General features: G+C 59.3%; 17 protein-coding genes and 1 tRNA gene. 12 read left to right on the top strand and 6 right to left on the bottom strand.

The features are described from left to right. The first annotated feature begins 14 nt into the window (after window positions 1–14). The 5 genes from proC to hemW are packed head-to-tail and all read left to right on the top strand — an operon-like array spanning window position 15 to window position 3,455. Window positions 15–836, top strand: a complete 822-nt coding sequence (gene proC, locus ACJ8PE_RS10970; RefSeq protein WP_033644672.1) for a pyrroline-5-carboxylate reductase — start codon at window positions 15–17, stop codon at window positions 834–836. Window positions 837–867: 31 nt separating this feature from the next. Next, a complete protein-coding gene (locus ACJ8PE_RS10965; RefSeq protein ID WP_033644671.1) occupies window positions 868–1,422 on the top strand; it encodes a YggT family protein in 555 nt (184 codons plus the stop codon). Beyond that, on the top strand, window positions 1,419–1,709 hold the full coding sequence (yggU, locus tag ACJ8PE_RS10960; RefSeq protein WP_004948014.1) for a DUF167 family protein YggU: 291 nt from the start codon (window positions 1,419–1,421) through the stop codon (window positions 1,707–1,709). Before ACJ8PE_RS10965 ends, yggU begins: the two co-directional genes overlap by 4 nt. Window positions 1,710–1,726: 17 nt before the next feature. Further along, window positions 1,727–2,320 (top strand): XTP/dITP diphosphatase, encoded by a 594-nt coding sequence (locus ACJ8PE_RS10955; protein ID WP_033651321.1) that lies wholly within the window; start codon window positions 1,727–1,729, stop codon window positions 2,318–2,320. Beyond that, on the top strand, window positions 2,313–3,455 hold the full coding sequence (hemW, locus tag ACJ8PE_RS10950; RefSeq protein WP_197792690.1) for a radical SAM family heme chaperone HemW: 1,143 nt from the start codon (window positions 2,313–2,315) through the stop codon (window positions 3,453–3,455). The genes ACJ8PE_RS10955 and hemW overlap by 8 nt, the downstream gene beginning before the upstream one ends. A 37-nt stretch (window positions 3,456–3,492) precedes the next feature. Here hemW and ACJ8PE_RS10945 read toward each other — a convergent pair whose 3' ends face one another. From ACJ8PE_RS10945 to trmB, 5 genes are all read right to left on the bottom strand, one after another. Then, window positions 3,493–3,927 (bottom strand): DUF29 domain-containing protein, encoded by a 435-nt coding sequence (locus ACJ8PE_RS10945; RefSeq protein WP_016930094.1) that lies wholly within the window; start codon window positions 3,925–3,927, stop codon window positions 3,493–3,495. A 100-nt stretch (window positions 3,928–4,027) separates the two neighbouring features. Continuing rightward, complete coding sequence (locus ACJ8PE_RS10940) at window positions 4,028–4,750, bottom strand: DUF2884 domain-containing protein (protein ID WP_102985235.1); 723 nt, start codon at window positions 4,748–4,750, stop codon at window positions 4,028–4,030. Between the two features lie 30 nt (window positions 4,751–4,780). Then, window positions 4,781–5,704, bottom strand: coding sequence for a glutaminase B (gene glsB / locus ACJ8PE_RS10935; RefSeq protein ID WP_047575480.1), 924 nt, complete (start codon window positions 5,702–5,704; stop codon window positions 4,781–4,783). A 95-nt stretch (window positions 5,705–5,799) separates the two neighbouring features. Next, a complete protein-coding gene (locus ACJ8PE_RS10930) occupies window positions 5,800–6,126 on the bottom strand; it encodes a YggL family protein (protein WP_004937412.1) in 327 nt (108 codons plus the stop codon). Continuing rightward, on the bottom strand, window positions 6,126–6,845 hold the full coding sequence (gene trmB / locus ACJ8PE_RS10925) for a tRNA (guanosine(46)-N7)-methyltransferase TrmB (RefSeq protein ID WP_004937410.1): 720 nt from the start codon (window positions 6,843–6,845) through the stop codon (window positions 6,126–6,128). The genes ACJ8PE_RS10930 and trmB overlap by 1 nt, the downstream gene beginning before the upstream one ends. A 175-nt stretch (window positions 6,846–7,020) precedes the next feature. Here trmB and mutY point away from each other — a divergent pair, with 175 nt between their 5' ends. The 3 genes from mutY to mltC all read left to right on the top strand — a co-directional run bounded on the left by mutY (window position 7,021) and on the right by mltC (window position 9,530). Then, complete coding sequence (gene mutY, locus ACJ8PE_RS10920; RefSeq protein ID WP_197759936.1) at window positions 7,021–8,121, top strand: A/G-specific adenine glycosylase; 1,101 nt, start codon at window positions 7,021–7,023, stop codon at window positions 8,119–8,121. Further along, entirely contained in the window at window positions 8,118–8,390 is a 273-nt protein-coding gene (locus tag ACJ8PE_RS10915) for an oxidative damage protection protein (protein ID WP_004937404.1), read from the top strand. Before mutY ends, ACJ8PE_RS10915 begins: the two co-directional genes overlap by 4 nt. 63 nt (window positions 8,391–8,453) lie before the next feature. Beyond that, window positions 8,454–9,530 carry a membrane-bound lytic murein transglycosylase MltC gene (mltC, locus tag ACJ8PE_RS10910; RefSeq protein ID WP_033644661.1) on the top strand — a complete coding sequence of 359 codons (1,077 nt, stop codon included), beginning with the start codon at window positions 8,454–8,456 and terminating at the stop codon, window positions 9,528–9,530. A 48-nt stretch (window positions 9,531–9,578) separates the two neighbouring features. Here the strand turns inward: mltC and speF are convergent, their stop codons facing one another. Further along, window positions 9,579–11,744: an ornithine decarboxylase SpeF gene (gene speF / locus ACJ8PE_RS10905; protein WP_197759960.1), complete on the bottom strand. Its 2,166-nt coding sequence runs from the start codon at window positions 11,742–11,744 to the stop codon at window positions 9,579–9,581. A gap of 703 nt (window positions 11,745–12,447) precedes the next feature. On the opposite strand from speF, the gene ACJ8PE_RS10900 reads away from it, so the two are divergent. From ACJ8PE_RS10900 to ACJ8PE_RS10885, 4 genes are all read left to right on the top strand, one after another. Next, window positions 12,448–12,523, top strand: a tRNA-Phe gene (locus tag ACJ8PE_RS10900). A 638-nt stretch (window positions 12,524–13,161) separates the two neighbouring features. After that, window positions 13,162–13,734, top strand: a complete 573-nt coding sequence (locus ACJ8PE_RS10895) for a sorbitol dehydrogenase family protein (RefSeq protein WP_197759935.1) — start codon at window positions 13,162–13,164, stop codon at window positions 13,732–13,734. A 3-nt stretch (window positions 13,735–13,737) separates the two neighbouring features. After that, window positions 13,738–15,393 (top strand): GMC family oxidoreductase, encoded by a 1,656-nt coding sequence (locus ACJ8PE_RS10890; RefSeq protein WP_033651316.1) that lies wholly within the window; start codon window positions 13,738–13,740, stop codon window positions 15,391–15,393. Beyond that, a complete protein-coding gene (locus tag ACJ8PE_RS10885) occupies window positions 15,390–16,808 on the top strand; it encodes a cytochrome c (protein WP_197792691.1) in 1,419 nt (472 codons plus the stop codon). The genes ACJ8PE_RS10890 and ACJ8PE_RS10885 overlap by 4 nt, the downstream gene beginning before the upstream one ends. The last annotated feature ends 34 nt before the right edge of the window (window positions 16,809–16,842 follow it).

The following is a 16,842-nucleotide window of genomic DNA, read 5'->3' as shown; positions in this document are numbered from 1 at the left end:
AGACGAGGGATTTGATGCAACATCGCAAGATTACCTTTATCGGCGCCGGCAACATGGCGCGTGCAATCATCGCCGGCCTGGTCGCGGGCGGCTATCCGGCCAAATCCATCAGCGTCTGCGCCCCGTCGCCGAAAAACCGTGACGCGTTGGCGGCGGACTACGGCATCGTCAGCAGCGGCGACAACGTCGCCTGCGCGCGTGAAGCCGACGTCGTGGTGCTGGCGGTCAAACCGCAAATGATGGCCGACGTGTGTCAGCCGCTGCGCGAACAGGTCGATTTCGGCGGCAAACTGGTGCTGTCGATCGCCGCCGGCATTCAGGTCAGCCGTTTCTATCAGTTGCTCGGCGACCAACTGGACATCGTGCGCATCATGCCCAACACCCCGTCGCTGGTCGGCAAGGGCATGAGCGGGCTGTACGCGCCGGCGCAGGTCAGCCAACAGGATCGCGACTACACCGGCGATTTAATGGCCTCGGTCGGTAAAGTTTGCTGGGTAGATGACGAAAATGGCATCAACGGCGTGATCGCCGCCGCGGGCAGCGCCCCGGCTTATTTCTTCCTGTTTATGGAAGCGATGCAAAAAGAGGCCGAACGCATGGGCTTCGACAGCCAGACCGCGCGCGATCTGGTGCAGCAGGCCGCTTCCGGCGCCGCCGCGCTGGTTGAAGCCAACCCGGATACGCCGCTGGGCACGCTGCGCGAGCAGGTGACCTCCAAAGGCGGTACCACCGCCGAAGCGCTGCGGGTGTTCAACGAACGCCAACTGCCGGAAACCGTGGCGCAAGCGATGCAGGCCGCCGTTTCCCGTGCGCAAGAAATGGAAAAATTATTTTAAATAACCCCGAGTTAAGGAGAAGGACCACTTCATGCTAACGCTGACTTTCCTGGTCAAGACCGTTATTGATCTGTACGTGATGGTGCTGTTGCTGCGCATTTGGATGCAATGGACGCGCACCGATTTTTACAACCCGTTCTCGCAGTTTGTGGTGAAGATCACCCAACCGGTGGTCGGCCCGCTGCGCCGCATCATCCCAGCGCTTGGGCCTATCGACAGCGCTTCGCTGCTGCTGGCGTTCCTGCTGATGACCATCAAGTACCCGCTGCTGCTGCTGATACAAAGCCACGCGCTGTCGCTCAGCCCGTATAACCTGCTGTTCGGCCTGATCTCGCTGGTCAAGTCCGCCGGCTACCTGATCTTCTGGGTGATGATCATTCGTGCGCTGATGAGCTGGGTAAGCCAGGGCCGCAGCCCGATCGACTACGTGATGTACCAACTGACCGAACCGTTGATGGCACCGATCCGTCGCATCATCCCGGCGATGGGCGGCATCGATTTTTCCGCCATGGTAGTGATCCTGATCCTCTATCTGATCAACTACCTGGGCATGGATGTGTTCGGCGAGATCTGGTTCCTGCTGTGAGCGCAGTCACTCCCGTGCTGGACGGGCTGGCGATCAGGCTATATATTCAGCCGAAAGCCAGCCGCGACCAAATTATCGGCTTGCATGGCGACGAGCTGAAAGTCGCCATCACCGCCCCGCCGGTCGACGGCCAAGCCAACGCCCATTTGATCAAGTTTATCGCCAAGCAGTTCAAAGTGGCGAAAAGCAACGTCACCATCGAGAAAGGCGAACTGGGGCGGCATAAACAGTTACGCATCGTGAATCCGCAACAGATCCCCGCCGTGGTCGCGGCGCTCATCGAATAATTTTCAAGGTAGTCATTATGCAAAAAGTCGTTCTTGCCACCGGTAACCCGGGCAAAGTGCGCGAACTCGCCGACCTGTTGGCCGATTTCGGCCTGGACGTGGTCGCGCAAACCGATCTGGGCGTGGAGTCCGCCGAAGAAACCGGCCTGACGTTTATCGAAAACGCCATTCTGAAAGCGCGCCATGCGGCACAGGTCACCGGCCTGCCGGCGATCGCCGACGACTCCGGTCTGGCGGTAGATGCGCTGGGCGGCGCGCCGGGCATCTACTCCGCGCGCTACGCCGGTGAAGACGCCGACGATCGGCAGAACCTCGACAAGCTGCTGGCGGCGATGAAAGACGTGGCGCCGGGCCGGCGCGGCGCGCAATTTCACTGCGTGCTGGTCTATCTGCGCCATGCGCAAGATCCGACGCCGCTGGTGTTCCACGGCAGCTGGGCCGGCGAAATCACCGAACAGGCCGCCGGTGAAGGCGGTTTCGGTTACGATCCGGTCTTCTACGTGCCGGAGCTGGGCCGCACCGCCGCCGAGCTGAGCCGCGACGAGAAGCGGGCGATTTCGCACCGCGGCAAGGCGCTGAAGCTGATGTTGGAAGCCATGCGCAATGCTTAAGCTGCCCCCGCTGAGTCTCTACATCCATATCCCGTGGTGCGTGCAGAAATGCCCGTACTGCGACTTCAACTCCCATGCGCTAAAGGGTGACGTGCCGCATCAGGAGTATGTCGATCATCTGTTGGCGGATCTGGATGCCGACCTGCCGCTGGCCGGCGGCCGGGAAATCAGCACTATCTTTATCGGCGGCGGCACCCCCAGCCTGCTGAGCGCCGAGGCGATGCAAGCCTTGCTGGACGGCGTGCGGGCGCGCATTCGCGTCGCCGACGACGCCGAAATCACCATGGAAGCCAATCCCGGCACCGTGGAGGCCGATCGCTTCAGCGGCTACCAGCGCGCCGGCGTCAACCGCATCTCCATCGGGGTGCAAAGCTTCAGCGCCGAGAAGCTGAACCGTCTGGGGCGCATCCACGGCCCGGAAGAAGCCAAACGCGCGGCGACGCTGGCGACCGGCCTCGGCCTGCGCAGCTTCAACCTCGATCTGATGCACGGCCTGCCGGATCAGTCGCTGGAAGAGGCGCTGGACGATCTGCGCCAGGCTATCGCCCTCAATCCGCCGCACCTGTCGTGGTATCAGCTGACCATCGAGCCGAACACCCTGTTCAGCTCGCGCCCGCCGGTTTTGCCGGACGACGATGCGCTGTGGGACATCTTCGAGCGCGGCCACCAGTTGCTGAGCGCCGCCGGCTATCAGCAGTATGAAACCTCGGCCTACGCCAAGCCGGGCTACCAATGCCAGCACAATCTCAACTACTGGCGCTTCGGCGACTATCTGGGGATCGGCTGCGGCGCGCACGGCAAGGTGACCTTCAGCGACGGACGCATCCTGCGCACCGCCAAGACCAAGCACCCGCGCGGCTTTATGCGCGGCGACTACATGGACAAGCAGCATGAGGTGGCGGTGGCGGATCGGCCGTTCGAGTTCTTCATGAACCGCTTCCGCTTGCTGGAAGCCGCGCCGCGCGCCGACTTCGCCAACTACACCGGGCTGGCGGAAAGCATCATTCGCCCGCAGCTGGACGAAGCGCTGGCCAAAGGCTATCTGGAAGAAACCGCGGAGCACTGGCAGATCACCGAGAAGGGCAAACTGTTCCTCAACTCGCTGCTGGAACTGTTCCTGGCGGACGACGAGTAAAAAAAAGCGCTGAATGATCAGCGCTTTTTTATTGGTGTTAATCCGGGTAAAACGTCTGAGACAGAATCTGCTGAGTTTCCCAGATGCCGTTTTCCGGATACACATCCAGCCCGGTTTCGGCCGTGGCGAGCGCAACGGCCTTCGACCAGACGACATCCAGCCAATCGGCATCGCTCAGTTTACCTTTTAGGCTGGGCGACTCTTTCAAGCTGTAAAGCACCTCTTTGCGCTGCGCTTTAATCGTTCTTTCCCAGCTGGTTCCGCGCCTGGCCGGCTGATATTTCCATTTAAGCAAATGTGCAATCAGCACCGTCATCCGGCTAGCAAGTTCCCTTTGCTCGCTCTTCCCCACGTCCTCAATCTCCTCGGCGATCTTTTCAATATCGATCTCAGACAATTTTCCGGAGCGCAAAAGAGCGGCCTGTTCATTTGCCCAGGCAACAACATCGGTTTCGTAACGTGTATGGCTCATAGCGTCCTCCGTAAACATCCATAAATCTGTACGTAGTTTGATCAGTCTGTCAGATAAGCTTCAGAAGGTCAAAAAACGGTCTACCAAGAAGATTCTTAAATCACTTCAACGCGTTAAGCAGATCCTTGCGCTGGGTTTCCAGTGCGGTGACGCGGTTGCACACGTCATGACCGAAGTTCTGGAAGTCCTGCTCCTGGTTGTTCCATTCGTTCTGGATCGCCTTCTGCAAGCCGCCCAAATTGCCCATGATCGCCTGCAGCGGGTTGCCGCCGCTGTTGGCGGCCTGTTTGACGCCCATCTCGTTCAGGCTGTCCTGCAGCACGCCGCCCATGCTCTGCTGCACGATGTTGCGGCCGTCCTGCTCCACCTGGTCGATCGCCTTGTGGTGGAAGGTCAGGCCGTCGCTGCGGTGCTCGATGATGCGGTTCATCTGCTGTTTCAGTTGGCCATTCAGGGTGGTCAGCCGGTTGCGCACGTTACTGTTGCTGCCCAGCTCTTTAACGATCACCTTATCCAGCGCCGAGCGGGCTTTCTCCAGGTGTTTCTGCGCGCCGTCGTCGATCCACGGCAGCTGCTTGCGCAAGGCGCTCTGGTAACTGAAGGCTTTCTGCCGCTGGCTGTCGTTCAAGCTCAGCGCCTGGCCGTTGCGGATCACGTCGCCATCCGGCGATATTTGCAGATCGCCGCTGGCGCCTTTCACCTGCACGCTCTGCGGGCTGATGATCACATCGTCCTGGGGTTTAACGCTGCACTGGTACTCGGCGTGGGCCTGCGCGGCAGTCGCCGCCAGCAGCAGTAAGGCTAACCCGGTTTTCTTCAACATAGCTTCTCCTGACTCCCATCCAGACTGGGATTAAAAAATCGAACGGCCGATACGTTGAGACAACAGTTCCAGCGCCGCAGTTCCCGCCAGCGAGTTGCCGGAAGCATCCAGTTCCGGCGACCAAACGACGATCGACAATTCGCCCGGCACGATGGCCACGATGCCGCCGCCCACGCCGGACTTGCCCGGCATCCCCACCCGATAGGCGAATTCGCCGGCGCCGTCGTACATGCCGCTGGTCATCATCAGGGCGTTGATCTGCCGCGCCTGCAGCGGGCTGATCACCGCCTCGCCGCTGAGATCACGACCGTGATTGGCCAGATAGACGAAGCTGCGCGCCAGTTCCACGCAGCTCATGCGCAGCGCGCAGTAGTGGAAATAGGTTTGCAGCACGGTGATGACGTCGTTTTCGAAGTTGCCGAACGATTTCATTAGATAGGCGATGGCCGCATTGCGATCGGAGTGTTCGAACTCGGAGCGCGCCACCCGCAGATCATAGGCCAGGTCGTCTTCACCGGCCAACTGACGCACCACCTCCAGCATGCGCTGTTTAGGGGCGCTGAGCCGGGTTTGCAGCATGTCGCACACCACCAGCGCGCCGGGGTTGATAAACGGATTGCGCGGTTTGCCCTGCTCCATCTCCAGCTGCAGCAGCGAATTGAACGGCAGGCCGGAAGGCTCTTTGCCGACGCGCCGCCAGATCTCATGCTCCTGATAGCGCGTCAGCGCCAGCGTCAGGCTCAGCACTTTGGAGATCGACTGGATGGAGAAGCGCTCCGCGGCGTCGCCGGCCTGGAACAGTTCGCCATCCACCGTACACACGGCGATCGCCAGCCGATCGGCGGGCACTTCCGCCAACGCCGGGATGTAGTCGGCCACTTTTCCCTGGCCAATCAGCGGGCGCACCTGTTGCAGGATCTCTTCCAGCAACGCGTTATCCAATGTTGTTACCACCTCGGTCACACTCCGGGCAAAACAAAGGCGCCGTTAAGGCACCTTAGATCAATAAAACGGCGCGGCGCGAAGCCGCGCTCATCGGGCAAGCGCGATCAATCCCACCAGATATCGAACAGATCGCTGACCTTAACGTCGGTCAGTTTGCGCGCTTCCAGCCAGTTTTTCACCAGTTCGCGATGCTCGTCGGTACAGTGGCCGATCTTCTGCAGGCAGATCAAACCTTCCCACTGCAGGTAGCCGCTGCCGTCAAACGCCAGACCGTTCGGCTCGATCACTTCATCGATGAAGGTATCCAGCGTGCTGTCGATATCTTCCACCGACGTGCCTTCGGCGAAGCGCCAGGCTACGGAGAAACCCAACTCCTGAAATTCTTCAATGTGCAACTTTTTACGTAAACGACGACTGCGGTTCTTAGCCATTATTCTTTCCTCTCAAACATCAAGTCCCAAACGCCATGTCCCAGGCGCTGGCCGCGTAATTCAAATTTCGTCAGTGGGCGCGAATCCGGACGCGGCACATAATCATTATCGCTGGAAAGATTACGGTAGCCTGCGACCCCGTTCATAACCTCTAACATATGTTCCGCATAAGGTTGCCAATCGGTGGCCATGTGGAAGACGCCGCCGGTCTTCAGCTTGCGCAGCACCAGTTCGACAAACGGCGTTTGCACGATGCGGCGCTTGTTGTGGCGCGCCTTGTGCCACGGATCGGGGAAGAACAGCTGCACCATGTCCAGCGAGCCGTCCGGGATCATGTTTTCCAGCACTTCAACCGCATCGTGGCACATTACGCGCAGGTTGCTCAGCTTCGCCTCGTGGGCGTCGGCCAGGCAGGCGCCCACGCCCGGCGAGTGTACTTCGATCCCTAAAAAGTTCTGCTGCGGGTTGTTGCCCGCCATGGTCACCAGCGAGGCGCCCATGCCAAAACCGATCTCCAGCACCGTCGGCGCTTCGCGGCCGAACAGCGCGGCGAGATCGACAGCGTCAGCCTGATACTCCACGCCCATCACCGGCCAATAGTTCTCCAGCGCGTGCTGCTGGCCTTTGGTCAGCCGCCCCTGGCGGCGGACAAAACTGCGGATACGGCGCATCGCGCGGCCGTTCTCATCAAATTCCGGGGAGATGACGTCATTAATCATAGTGCTTTCTGTCTGTTTGGCTGCCAATTAGGGAAACGCGCATTATGCAAAGATACATTGGTTTAGCAAGTGTTCATCTTCTGTACCCGCCGTGCGGCGTCGGAAAGTTCCGGTTTACAGCATCATGACTCTATGCTGCAATCTCGCTTCATTTTCTGCCGGATAACGACTCTTCATGATGCAAGCACAACAATTCGCACAGGTGGTGCTTGACTGGTACCAGCGCTACGGCCGCAAAACCCTGCCATGGCAGCTGGAGAAAACCGCCTATCAAGTATGGCTCTCCGAAGTGATGTTGCAACAGACCCAGGTTGCCACCGTCATTCCTTATTTTCAGCGCTTTATGGCCCGTTTTCCCAACGTGCGCGCGCTGGCGGAGGCCCCGCTGGACGAAGTGCTGCATCTGTGGACCGGCCTCGGCTATTACGCCCGCGCCCGCAACCTGCACAAAGCGGCGCAGACCATTGTCGCACAGCACGGCGGCGAGTTCCCGACAACCTTCGCAGAAATCGCCGATTTACCGGGCGTCGGCCGTTCCACCGCCGGCGCGGTGCTGTCGTTGGCGCTGGGCCAACATTATCCGATCCTCGACGGCAACGTGAAGCGCGTGCTGGCCCGCTGCTACGCGGTGGAAGGCTGGCCGGGCAAAAAAGAGGTCGAAAACCGGCTGTGGAAAATCAGCGAAGAAGTCACCCCGGCCCAGGGCGTCGGCCAGTTCAACCAGGCGATGATGGATCTGGGCGCCATGGTCTGCACCCGCTCCAAGCCCAAGTGTGAGCTCTGCCCGCTCAACGTCGGCTGCCTGTCTTACGCCAACCACAGCTGGGCCAACTACCCCGGCAAGAAGCCCAAGCAGACCCTGCCGGAAAAAACCGCCTACTTCTTATTGCTGCAGCACGGCGACCGCGTGTGGCTGGAGCAGCGCCCGGCGGTGGGCCTGTGGGGCGGCCTGTTCTGCTTCCCGCAGTTCAGCGCGCGCGTGGATTTGGAACTCTGGCTGCAGCAGCGCGGTCTGAAAGGCAAGCGCCTGGAACAGCTGACCGCGTTTCGCCACACGTTCAGCCATTTCCATCTCGATATCGTGCCGATGTGGCTGTCGCTCGACGCGGCGGGCAGCGGCATGGATGAGGGCGCGGGTCTCTGGTATAACTTAGCGCAGCCGCCGTCGGTCGGGCTGGCAGCGCCGGTGGACCGCCTGTTGCAACAGCTGGCGAAGCAGCCCCCGATCCAACAAAACTTATATGGCGCTAGCGCCATCGATGAGGAATTAGCATGAGCCGCACCATTTTTTGTACTTTCCTTCAACGCGACGCCGAAGGCCAGGACTTCCAGCTTTATCCCGGCGACGTCGGCAAGCGCATCTACAACGAGATCTCCAAGGAAGCCTGGGGCGAGTGGATGAAGAAGCAGACCATGCTGATCAACGAGAAGAAGCTGAACATGATGAACGTTGATGACCGCAAACTGCTGGAAGAGGAAATGATCAAATTCCTGTTCGAAGGGCACGACGTGCACATCGAAGGCTATACGCCGCCGAGCGAATAACGCTGTTGGGGCCAGGCGCTGGCCCGCTTCAATCCTCTTATACTTCTTCCAAACGGCTTTAAGATGAAGAAAATTTTAGCTTTGCTCGTAATAGCGCCTTTGCTGATCTCCTGTTCCGGCAAAAAAAGTGAAGAAATCAACGAAGCCTGGATCAAAGACACCAACGGCTTCGACATTCTGATGGGCCAATTCGCCCACAACATCGAGAACATCTGGGGTCTGAACGAAGTTCTGATCGCCGGGCCGAAAGACTACGTCAAGTACACCGACCAATACCAAACCCGCAGCCACATCAACTTCGACACCGGCGCCATCACCGTCGAGACCATCGCCACCACCGATCCGGCCGCGCACCTGCGCCAGGCGATCATCAGCACGCTGCTGATGGGTGACGATCCGGGTTCGATCGACCTCTATTCCGACGCCAACGATATCCAGATCAGCAAAGAGCCGTTCCTGTACGGCCAGGTGCTGGATAACAAAGGGGCGCCGATCCGCTGGGAATGGCGCGCGGCGCACTTCGCCGATTACCTGCTGCAAACCAAGCTGCAAAAACGCACCTCCGGCCTGCACGTCATCTACTCGGTCACCATCCAACTGGTGCCGAACCATCTGGACAAACGTGCGCATAAATATCTGCCGATGGTGCGCAAGGCGTCGGAAAAATATGGCGTGGACGAGTCGCTGATCCTGGCTATCATGCAGACCGAATCGAGCTTCAACCCGTATGCGGTGAGCGGTTCGGACGCGCTGGGCCTGATGCAGGTGGTGCAGCACACCGCCGGTAAGGATGTGTTCCAGATGCGCGGCAAATGGGGCACCCCGAGCCGCAGCTACCTGTTCGATCCGGAGAACAACATCGATACCGGCACCGCCTACCTGGCGATCCTGCAGAACAACTACCTGGGCGGCATTCAGAACCCGACCTCGCGCCGCTATGCGGTGATCACCGCTTACAACGGCGGCGCCGGCAGCGTGCTGCGGGTGTTCTCCAGCGACAGAACGCGCGCGGTGGGCATCATCAACGGCATGCAGCCGGGCGACGTGTACCAAACGCTGACCACCAAGCACCCGGCAGCCGAGTCGCGCCGCTATCTGGTGAAAGTGAATACCGCGCAGAAGAGCTACCGCAGAAAGTAGCGCTTCCCGCGTGGATAGAAGAAGGGCCGGTGCGAACCGGCCCTTTTTTCATGGCTTGATCATATAGCCGAAGATGCGCTTCCAGCCGTGATCTTTTTTCTCGATGTAGACCCCCTGCAGCTCCGGCGAGAAGCCCGGCAGGCGGTTGATGCCCTCCTCGAGCGCCAGGAAGTAGCGCTGCACCGCGCCGCCCCACACTTCGCCCGGCACCACGCACAGCACGCCCGGCGGATACGGCAGGGCCCCTTCCGCCGCGATGCGCCCTTCCGCCTGGCCGATCGGCACCAGCTCGACGTTGTCGCGGATAAACTCCACGTTGGCGTCCTGCGGGTTCATCACCACCGGCGGGAAATGATCCTGACGGAACATCTCCTTTTGCAGCTGCTTAACGTCAAAGCTGACGTACAGATCGTGCATCTCCTGGCACAGCCGGCGAATGCTGTAGCCGCGGTAACGCTGCTCGTTCTTGCGGTACACCGTCGGCAGCACCACGCTCAGCGGCGCATCCTCTTCGACATAGCGTTCGAACTGCGCCAGCATCTCCACCAGCTGTTCCATCTTGGCCGGATTCTCCGCCGGGGTCAGCAGGAACAGGATCGAGTTGAGATCGCACTTCTCCGGCACGATGCCGTTCTCGCGCAGGAAGTTGGCCAGAATGGTGGCCGGCACGCCGAACTCGGTGTATTGGCCGGTCGCGGCGTCAATCCCCGGCGTGGTCAGCAGCAGCTTGCACGGATCGACCAGATACTGGTCCTGGGCATAGCCTTCAAAGCCGTGCCACGTCTCCCCCGGCACGAAGGTGAAGAAGCGCGCGTCGTTGGCGATCAGATCGGTATCGTAATCCTGCCAGTCTTTGCCCGCCACCTGCAGCGGAATAAACGGCTTCAGCTGCGAGCAGCGCGTGAGCAGCTGTTTGCGCGTCTCGATGCCCAGCTTGACGCAGTCCATCCACATGCGGCGCCCGGCGGGGCCGGCGTGCATCTTGGCGTTGACGTCCAGCGCGGCGAACAGCGGATAGAACGGGCTGGTCGACGCATGCAGCATAAATGCGTTGTTCAGGTGCTTGTGGTTGCAGTGGCGCTTTTGCCCTTTGATGTGGTCGTCTTTCTTGTGGATCTGCGAGGTCTGCGAGAACCCCGCCTGCTGTTTATGCACCGACTGGGTGACGAAGATACCCGGATCGTGCTCGTCCAGCTCCAGCAGCAGCGGCGAGCACTCTTTCAGCATCGGAATAAAGCCTTCGTAGCCCACCCAGGCGGAGTCGAACAGGATGTAATCGCACAGGTGGCCTATGGTGTCAATCACCTGGCGAGCGTTGTAAATCGTGCCGTCGTAGGTGCCAAGCTGAATGATCGCCAGCCGGAACGGCCGCGCCGCCACGGCTTTCTCCGGCGCCACCTCGCGGATCTGCTCGCGCAGATAGCGCTCGTCGAAGCAGCGCGCATCGATGCCGCCGATAAAGCCGAACGGGTTGCGGGCGGTTTCCAGATACACCGGCGTGGCGCCGGCCTGGATCAGCGCCCCGTGGTGATTGGATTTGTGGTTGTTGCGATCGAACAGCACCAGATCGCCACGGGTCAGCAGCGCGTTGGTCACCACCTTGTTGGCCGCCGAGGTGCCGTTGAGCACGAAGTAGGTTTTATCAGCGTTGAACACCCGCGCCGCATGCTTTTGCGCATCCTTGGCCGAGCCTTCGTGGATCAGCAGATCGCCCAGCTTAACGTCGGCGTTGCACATGTCGGAACGGAAAAGAGTTTCACCGTAGAAATCGAAAAACTGCCGGCCGGCCGGGTGCTTGCGGAAGAACTCGCCGCCCTGATGTCCTGGACACGCAAAGGTCGAATTCTCCATCTCGACGTAGGTCTTCAGCGTTTTGAAGAACGGCGGCAGCAGCGCCTGCTCGTAGGCGTCGGCGGCTGCCTCCAACTGCGCCATGTAGAATGGCTTGCTGGCGCCGGCCAGCAGCGCGAAGACCCCGCTGACAAACGGCAGATAATCCGGGGAAAGATGCTCGTCCCCTTCCACCGCCACGAAGGTCGGAATATCGAACCCCGTCGCCTGCAAGCGCGCCAGAATGCCGGCATCCACGTCGGCGACCGACACCACCACCGCCGCCACGTCGGTGTAGTCCGTCTGCTCTACGCGCACGATCTGGCGCAGCGTCTCAATGGTGGCGACCAGGCTGGCGCTGGTTGCGATTTTCAATTCTTTCATCATGCTGACTCTCAAACGGTGAAGGATGAGGGTGTGCCACCGGCACGGTAATGAGATAACGCGGTTATCCCGGTAAAAGCGATACCCGGGCACGGCAGCATAAGCGGCGTGCGTGACCGCCTCATGATCGGGGACCATCAGGCAGCTATCGGGGGGAACTGGTCTTGGCAGCGTCCGACAGGCATCAGTAAAATCAGGGCCGCAGCGCTGGCTTTACGCATGCCTAACAGCGAGCATCAGGCGGCCTTACCGCATGATCGGCAGGCGTATTCGGACGGATGGCCTTCGGAGCAAGCAAAGACGGAACGGTGGCGTCAGAGGTCTGGTGCGCGACAGCGCTTGAGCGACAAAACCAGTCATGCCAATAACCCTCTGACTTATAAGAAGCGGGAACACCGTCAGGGAACGGAGAGTGCTAAAATTTGCGCAATGATTGCATGATTCGTTACGAGGTTCAAGCGAGAATCCTCTGGGTTGAGCTTGCGTTAATGCAAAGGTAATGCATTGTTATTTAACAACAAAAATAAAAAACAATATTGACAAAGTGGTATAAATACACGTTTTTTATGCATATTTATTGGGTGGCGATATCGCCACAGGCTCTAGCGCTTCGGGTTCGCTGCCTGAAAATAGAGCAACCGATCGGCTTTGTGACAGAAAGCGATTGACGCCATCCGGCCAATACGGTTTAATGCGCCCCGTTGCCCGGATAGCTCAGTCGGTAGAGCAGGGGATTGAAAATCCCCGTGTCCTTGGTTCGATTCCGAGTCCGGGCACCATATTTAGAGAACCCAGCCTATGGCTGGGTTTTTGCTTTTCAGGGACAGGACTCTCCATCGAACTGCGTTCGATTATTCGGCCAAGGGCCTCACCCTGCGGGCCAGCGCTGAGACCTTGAATACCGAGCAGAAGTGCTCCTGTTCCTATCTCTTTAACCTAAATCTCGGCCTTTATATTCGCAGTCTTAATTGATGCCCGCCCCCCTGCTCTGTGTTTACGGCACTGTATTATTTCCATTTTCGCCATAACCCAACCTTCCTTATTTTCGCCGTCATTTGAATTAATACACAAACACGGGTTACGCAACAATGCCATTAATGTTTTCATTCTGCGCCTGATAAAAACCCACCCCCACAAACCGATAAAAACATTAAATAACAATCAATTAAACAGAGTCCCGCCACATAATTCCCTGCCGTTATTAAAAATAAACCAAAAATGCGGTCAGCACTCACCTTGTGATTTTTTGATAAATACCGTCCGTTGCTGCTGCTAATTTACCGACAGGCGTTCTTAAAACATCACATTGGTGAAGATCGTCATATCACCGTAATAGAACGCTTAATTTAGCCTGCTCACCCACTGATATTTTGGCCTTTTTTGGCTCTGGCATTAAACACCCGTTGAGAAAAAACATATGGAATATGGTTTATCAGACAATGGCGAACAGCCGGATCAACACGGCAAGGGCGTCAGCCGCAGAAATATCTTGCTCGGCCTGGCGTCAACGCTTGTCGCCACCGCATTGGCCGGCGCCCCATTCCTCACGCTGGCGGAACAGTATACCGCCGCGCATAACCCCCTGCTTTTTGCCCGTTTCTTCGCGCTCTCCCGGCAATTGACAGAACGTCAGGATATTGACCCTGGCATTTCGGCTCGTATTTTCACTGCGTTGAGCCTCGCAAACCCGCAATTCTCATCACAGGTTGAGCGATTAAGCGCGCGCGTGAAGGCCGGACAAAGCGCCCGGCAACTTCAGCAAATCGCCGGCCAACTGGGGCTGGCGGCATTGGTCTCGGCCATCGTCACCGCCTGGTATACCGGTACCGTGGGCCAGGGGGCAAACGCCAGTCTCATCGCTTATAAAGATGCCCTGATGTATCGCCCGGTTAAAGACGCCTTGATTGTGCCCACCTATTGCGGCAACGGCCCGCTTTGGTGGACCGTCGCCCCGCCTGAGGTTAACGCCTTACTGCCCTCTGAGAGCTGAATCATGAAAAAACCGGTATTCACGGCTGATGGCGATGCCTCGGCCGATATTGTCATCGTCGGCTCGGGGATCGTCGGCGGCATGATGGCGGACCAGTTGGCCGGCCAAGGCTATTCCGTACTGGTATTGGAGGCGGGCCTGCGTATCGATCGCGCGCAGGCCGTCGAAAACTGGCGCAATATGCCGTTTGATAACCGTGCGGGCTCCGATTTTCAAGGCTTGTACCCGCAATCAGCCTACGCCACCGCGCCGCTCTATTTTCCGCCAAACGATTATGTCGCGTTAAGTGGCCCAAGCGCGGACAGCTTTAAGCAGGGCTATTTACGCACCGTGGGCGGCACGACCTGGCACTGGGCGGCCTCCTGCTGGCGCCATCTGCCAAACGATTTCAAAATGAAAACGCTGTACGGGGTTGGCCGCGACTGGCCCATCGCCTATGACGATCTCGAGCCCTACTACTGCCGCGCGGAGGAGGCGATTGGCGTCGCCGGCCCAAACGATCCGGCCAAACAATCGCCTTCAGCGCGCAGCAAGCCTTATCCCATGGATATGGTGCCCTGGGCCCACGGAGATACGCGCTTCGCCGAAGTGGTCAACCCGCACGGTTACCGCTCCGTACCGATCCCCCAAGGGCGCAGCACGCGACCATGGCAGGGGCGGCCCACCTGCTGCGGCAACAATAACTGCCAACCTATCTGCCCGATTGGCGCCATGTATAACGGCATCCATCACATCGAACGCGCCGAAATGAAAGGAGCGCTCGTGCTGGCGGAAGCGGTGGCGTACAAAATCGATACCGATGGACAAAATCAGGTTACCGCCGTGCATTGGCTGGACAACCAAAAGCGGTCGCACAAAGCCAGCGCCAGCGCGTTCGTCCTGGCATGCAATGGCATCGAAACCCCGCGCCTGCTGTTGATGGCCGCCAATGCGCAAAACCCGAATGGGATCGCCAACAGCTCCGATCAGGTTGGCCGCAATATGATGGATCACTCCGGCTTTCACTGCACCTTCCTGGCGAAAGAGCCGCTGTGGCCAGGACGCGGCCCGGCGCAGAGCAGCTGTTTGGTCGGCCCGCGCGATGGGGATTTCCGCAAGCATTACTCAGCCAACAAGATGATCCTCAATAACATCAACCGCGTTTTGCCGGCTACGCGTCAGGCCCTGGCGCAGGGCCTGGTGGGGAAAGCGCTGGATGACGAGATCCGCCGCCGCGCGGCGCACGGCGTCGATTTGTCCATCAGTCTGGAACCGCTGCCCGATCCCAATAACCGTCTGACGTTGAGCGCAACGCGCAAAGACGCCCACGGTTTGCCTTGCCCGGACATTTACTATGACGTGGGGGACTATGTGCGAAAAGGGGCTGAAGCGGCGCACCGGCAGCTCAAGCATATTGGCCAATTGTTTGATGCCGATGAATTCACCATCACCACCAGCCTGAATGCCAATAATCACATTATGGGCGGCACCATCATGGGCAACGATGAGAAAAATTCCGTGGTGAACGGCGATTGCCGTGCGCACGATCATCCGAACCTGTGGCTACCCGGCGGTGGCGCCATCCCTTCAGCCAGCGTGGTGAACAGCACGCTGACGATGGCGGCCCTGGGCCTTAAAGCGGCGGACGACATTGCCCGCAAACTGGCGGTGAAATCATGAGAAAACCTGCAAGGATAGCCTGGCTGGCGCTGCTCTTCGCGGCGGGCGGCGGCTCGGCGTTCGCCGCCGACGAAGGACCGTATTTCAGCGCCGAGCTGATTGAAAAAGGCGAGCGGCTCGCGGTGGCGGCGGACTGCCAGGCCTGCCACACCCAAACGGGAGGCGGCGAGCGATTTGCCGGCGGTTACAGCATCGCCACGCCAGTAGGCGTGATTTACACCACCAACATCACCCCCGACAAGGAAACCGGCATTGGCCGCTACAGCGAAGCGCAATTCGCCCGCGCCGTGCGTGAAGGCATTCGCGCGGATGGCACCCCGCTGTACCCGGCAATGCCTTATACGTCATACGTCAAATTGAACGACGAGGACATTCACGCGCTGTACGCCTACTTTATGAACGGCGTCGCCCCCGTCGTTCAGCACAACAGGCGAACCGAACTGCCCTTCCCCTTTAACCTGCGCTTTATCATGCCGGCCTGGAACAGTTTGTTTCTGGAAGAGGGGCATTTCAGCGCCGACAGCCGCGAAGATGCGCAATGGAACCGCGGCGCCTACCTGGTCAACGGCCCTGGACACTGCGATACCTGCCATACGCCGCGCAACGTGTTACTGGCTGAATACAGCGGGCAACCGCTTTCCGGCGCCATGGTCGGCAGTTGGTATGCGCCCAATATTACTTCCGACCCGATCAGCGGCATTGGCGGATGGAGCCAGGCTGAGCTAATCCAGTATTTGAAAACCGGGCGCGCGGCGGGAAAAAACCAGGCGGCGGGGGGCATGGCGGAAGCGATAGAAAACAGCCTGCAATATTTGTCGGACGACGATCTGGCCGCGATTGCCGCTTACCTGAAAAACAGTCCGCCGATCAGAGATCGACGCGATACGCGGCCGGCAGACAGCTTTGGCAAGCCGTTCAACGTTGAACCCGAGCTGCGCGGCGCGCATCCGCCGACCGCCAACGAGACGGTGATTGACGGCGCCGCCTTGTTTAGCGGCAACTGCGCCAGCTGCCACCAACCCGACGGCAGCGGCAGTCAAAACCAGGCCTATCCATCGCTGTTCAACAACACGGCAACGGGCTCGCGCAATCCCTCCAATCTGATCTCGGCCATTTTGTTCGGCGTCGAGCGCCGCGTCGGGGATCAACATATCCTGATGCCGAATTTCGGCCCGCAATCCTATGTCAATCCCTTGAACGACCAACAGATTGCGGCGATCGGCAACTATGTCTTGCAACATTACGGCAACCCCGCGGCGCACGTCACCGCCGAAGACGTTGCGATCCTCAGACGAGGGGGCCCGGCGCCCTTGCTGGCCGAGATGCAGCCCTATATGGCCCCGGGGTTGGGCGGCGGCGCGCTGGCGCTATTGGCCGCCATCGCGTGGCGGGTGCGCAAACGCCGCGGCGCGTGATTCACGCCAATTAAAGCTCCCTACGCTGGCGCTT

The sequence above is a fragment of the Serratia sp. CY74737 genome (genome assembly GCF_052166775.1).
Classification (GTDB): Bacteria; Pseudomonadota; Gammaproteobacteria; order Enterobacterales; family Enterobacteriaceae; genus Serratia; species Serratia ureilytica.
This window is presented reverse-complemented; position numbering and strand designations above follow the sequence as displayed.

What these genes read in the sequence shown, in the direction of transcription:
- ACJ8PE_RS10955 (WP_033651321.1), top strand. Translation starts at nt 1,727, where the DNA reads ATGCAAAAAGTCGTTCTTGCCACCGGTAACCCGGGCAAAGTGCGCGAA.
- ACJ8PE_RS10965 (WP_033644671.1), top strand. Translation starts at nt 868, where the DNA reads ATGCTAACGCTGACTTTCCTGGTCAAGACCGTTATTGATCTGTACGTG.
- hemW (WP_197792690.1), top strand. Translation starts at nt 2,313, where the DNA reads ATGCTTAAGCTGCCCCCGCTGAGTCTCTACATCCATATCCCGTGGTGC.
- mltC (WP_033644661.1), top strand. Translation starts at nt 8,454, where the DNA reads ATGAAGAAAATTTTAGCTTTGCTCGTAATAGCGCCTTTGCTGATCTCC.
- ACJ8PE_RS10895 (WP_197759935.1), top strand. Translation starts at nt 13,162, where the DNA reads ATGGAATATGGTTTATCAGACAATGGCGAACAGCCGGATCAACACGGC.
- ACJ8PE_RS10885 (WP_197792691.1), top strand. Translation starts at nt 15,390, where the DNA reads ATGAGAAAACCTGCAAGGATAGCCTGGCTGGCGCTGCTCTTCGCGGCG.
- ACJ8PE_RS10915 (WP_004937404.1), top strand. Translation starts at nt 8,118, where the DNA reads ATGAGCCGCACCATTTTTTGTACTTTCCTTCAACGCGACGCCGAAGGC.
- ACJ8PE_RS10890 (WP_033651316.1), top strand. Translation starts at nt 13,738, where the DNA reads ATGAAAAAACCGGTATTCACGGCTGATGGCGATGCCTCGGCCGATATT.
- speF (WP_197759960.1), bottom strand. Translation starts at nt 11,744, where the DNA reads ATGAAAGAATTGAAAATCGCAACCAGCGCCAGCCTGGTCGCCACCATT.
- ACJ8PE_RS10940 (WP_102985235.1), bottom strand. Translation starts at nt 4,750, where the DNA reads ATGTTGAAGAAAACCGGGTTAGCCTTACTGCTGCTGGCGGCGACTGCC.
- ACJ8PE_RS10945 (WP_016930094.1), bottom strand. Translation starts at nt 3,927, where the DNA reads ATGAGCCATACACGTTACGAAACCGATGTTGTTGCCTGGGCAAATGAA.
- mutY (WP_197759936.1), top strand. Translation starts at nt 7,021, where the DNA reads ATGATGCAAGCACAACAATTCGCACAGGTGGTGCTTGACTGGTACCAG.
- trmB (WP_004937410.1), bottom strand. Translation starts at nt 6,845, where the DNA reads ATGATTAATGACGTCATCTCCCCGGAATTTGATGAGAACGGCCGCGCG.
- proC (WP_033644672.1), top strand. Translation starts at nt 15, where the DNA reads ATGCAACATCGCAAGATTACCTTTATCGGCGCCGGCAACATGGCGCGT.
- ACJ8PE_RS10930 (WP_004937412.1), bottom strand. Translation starts at nt 6,126, where the DNA reads ATGGCTAAGAACCGCAGTCGTCGTTTACGTAAAAAGTTGCACATTGAA.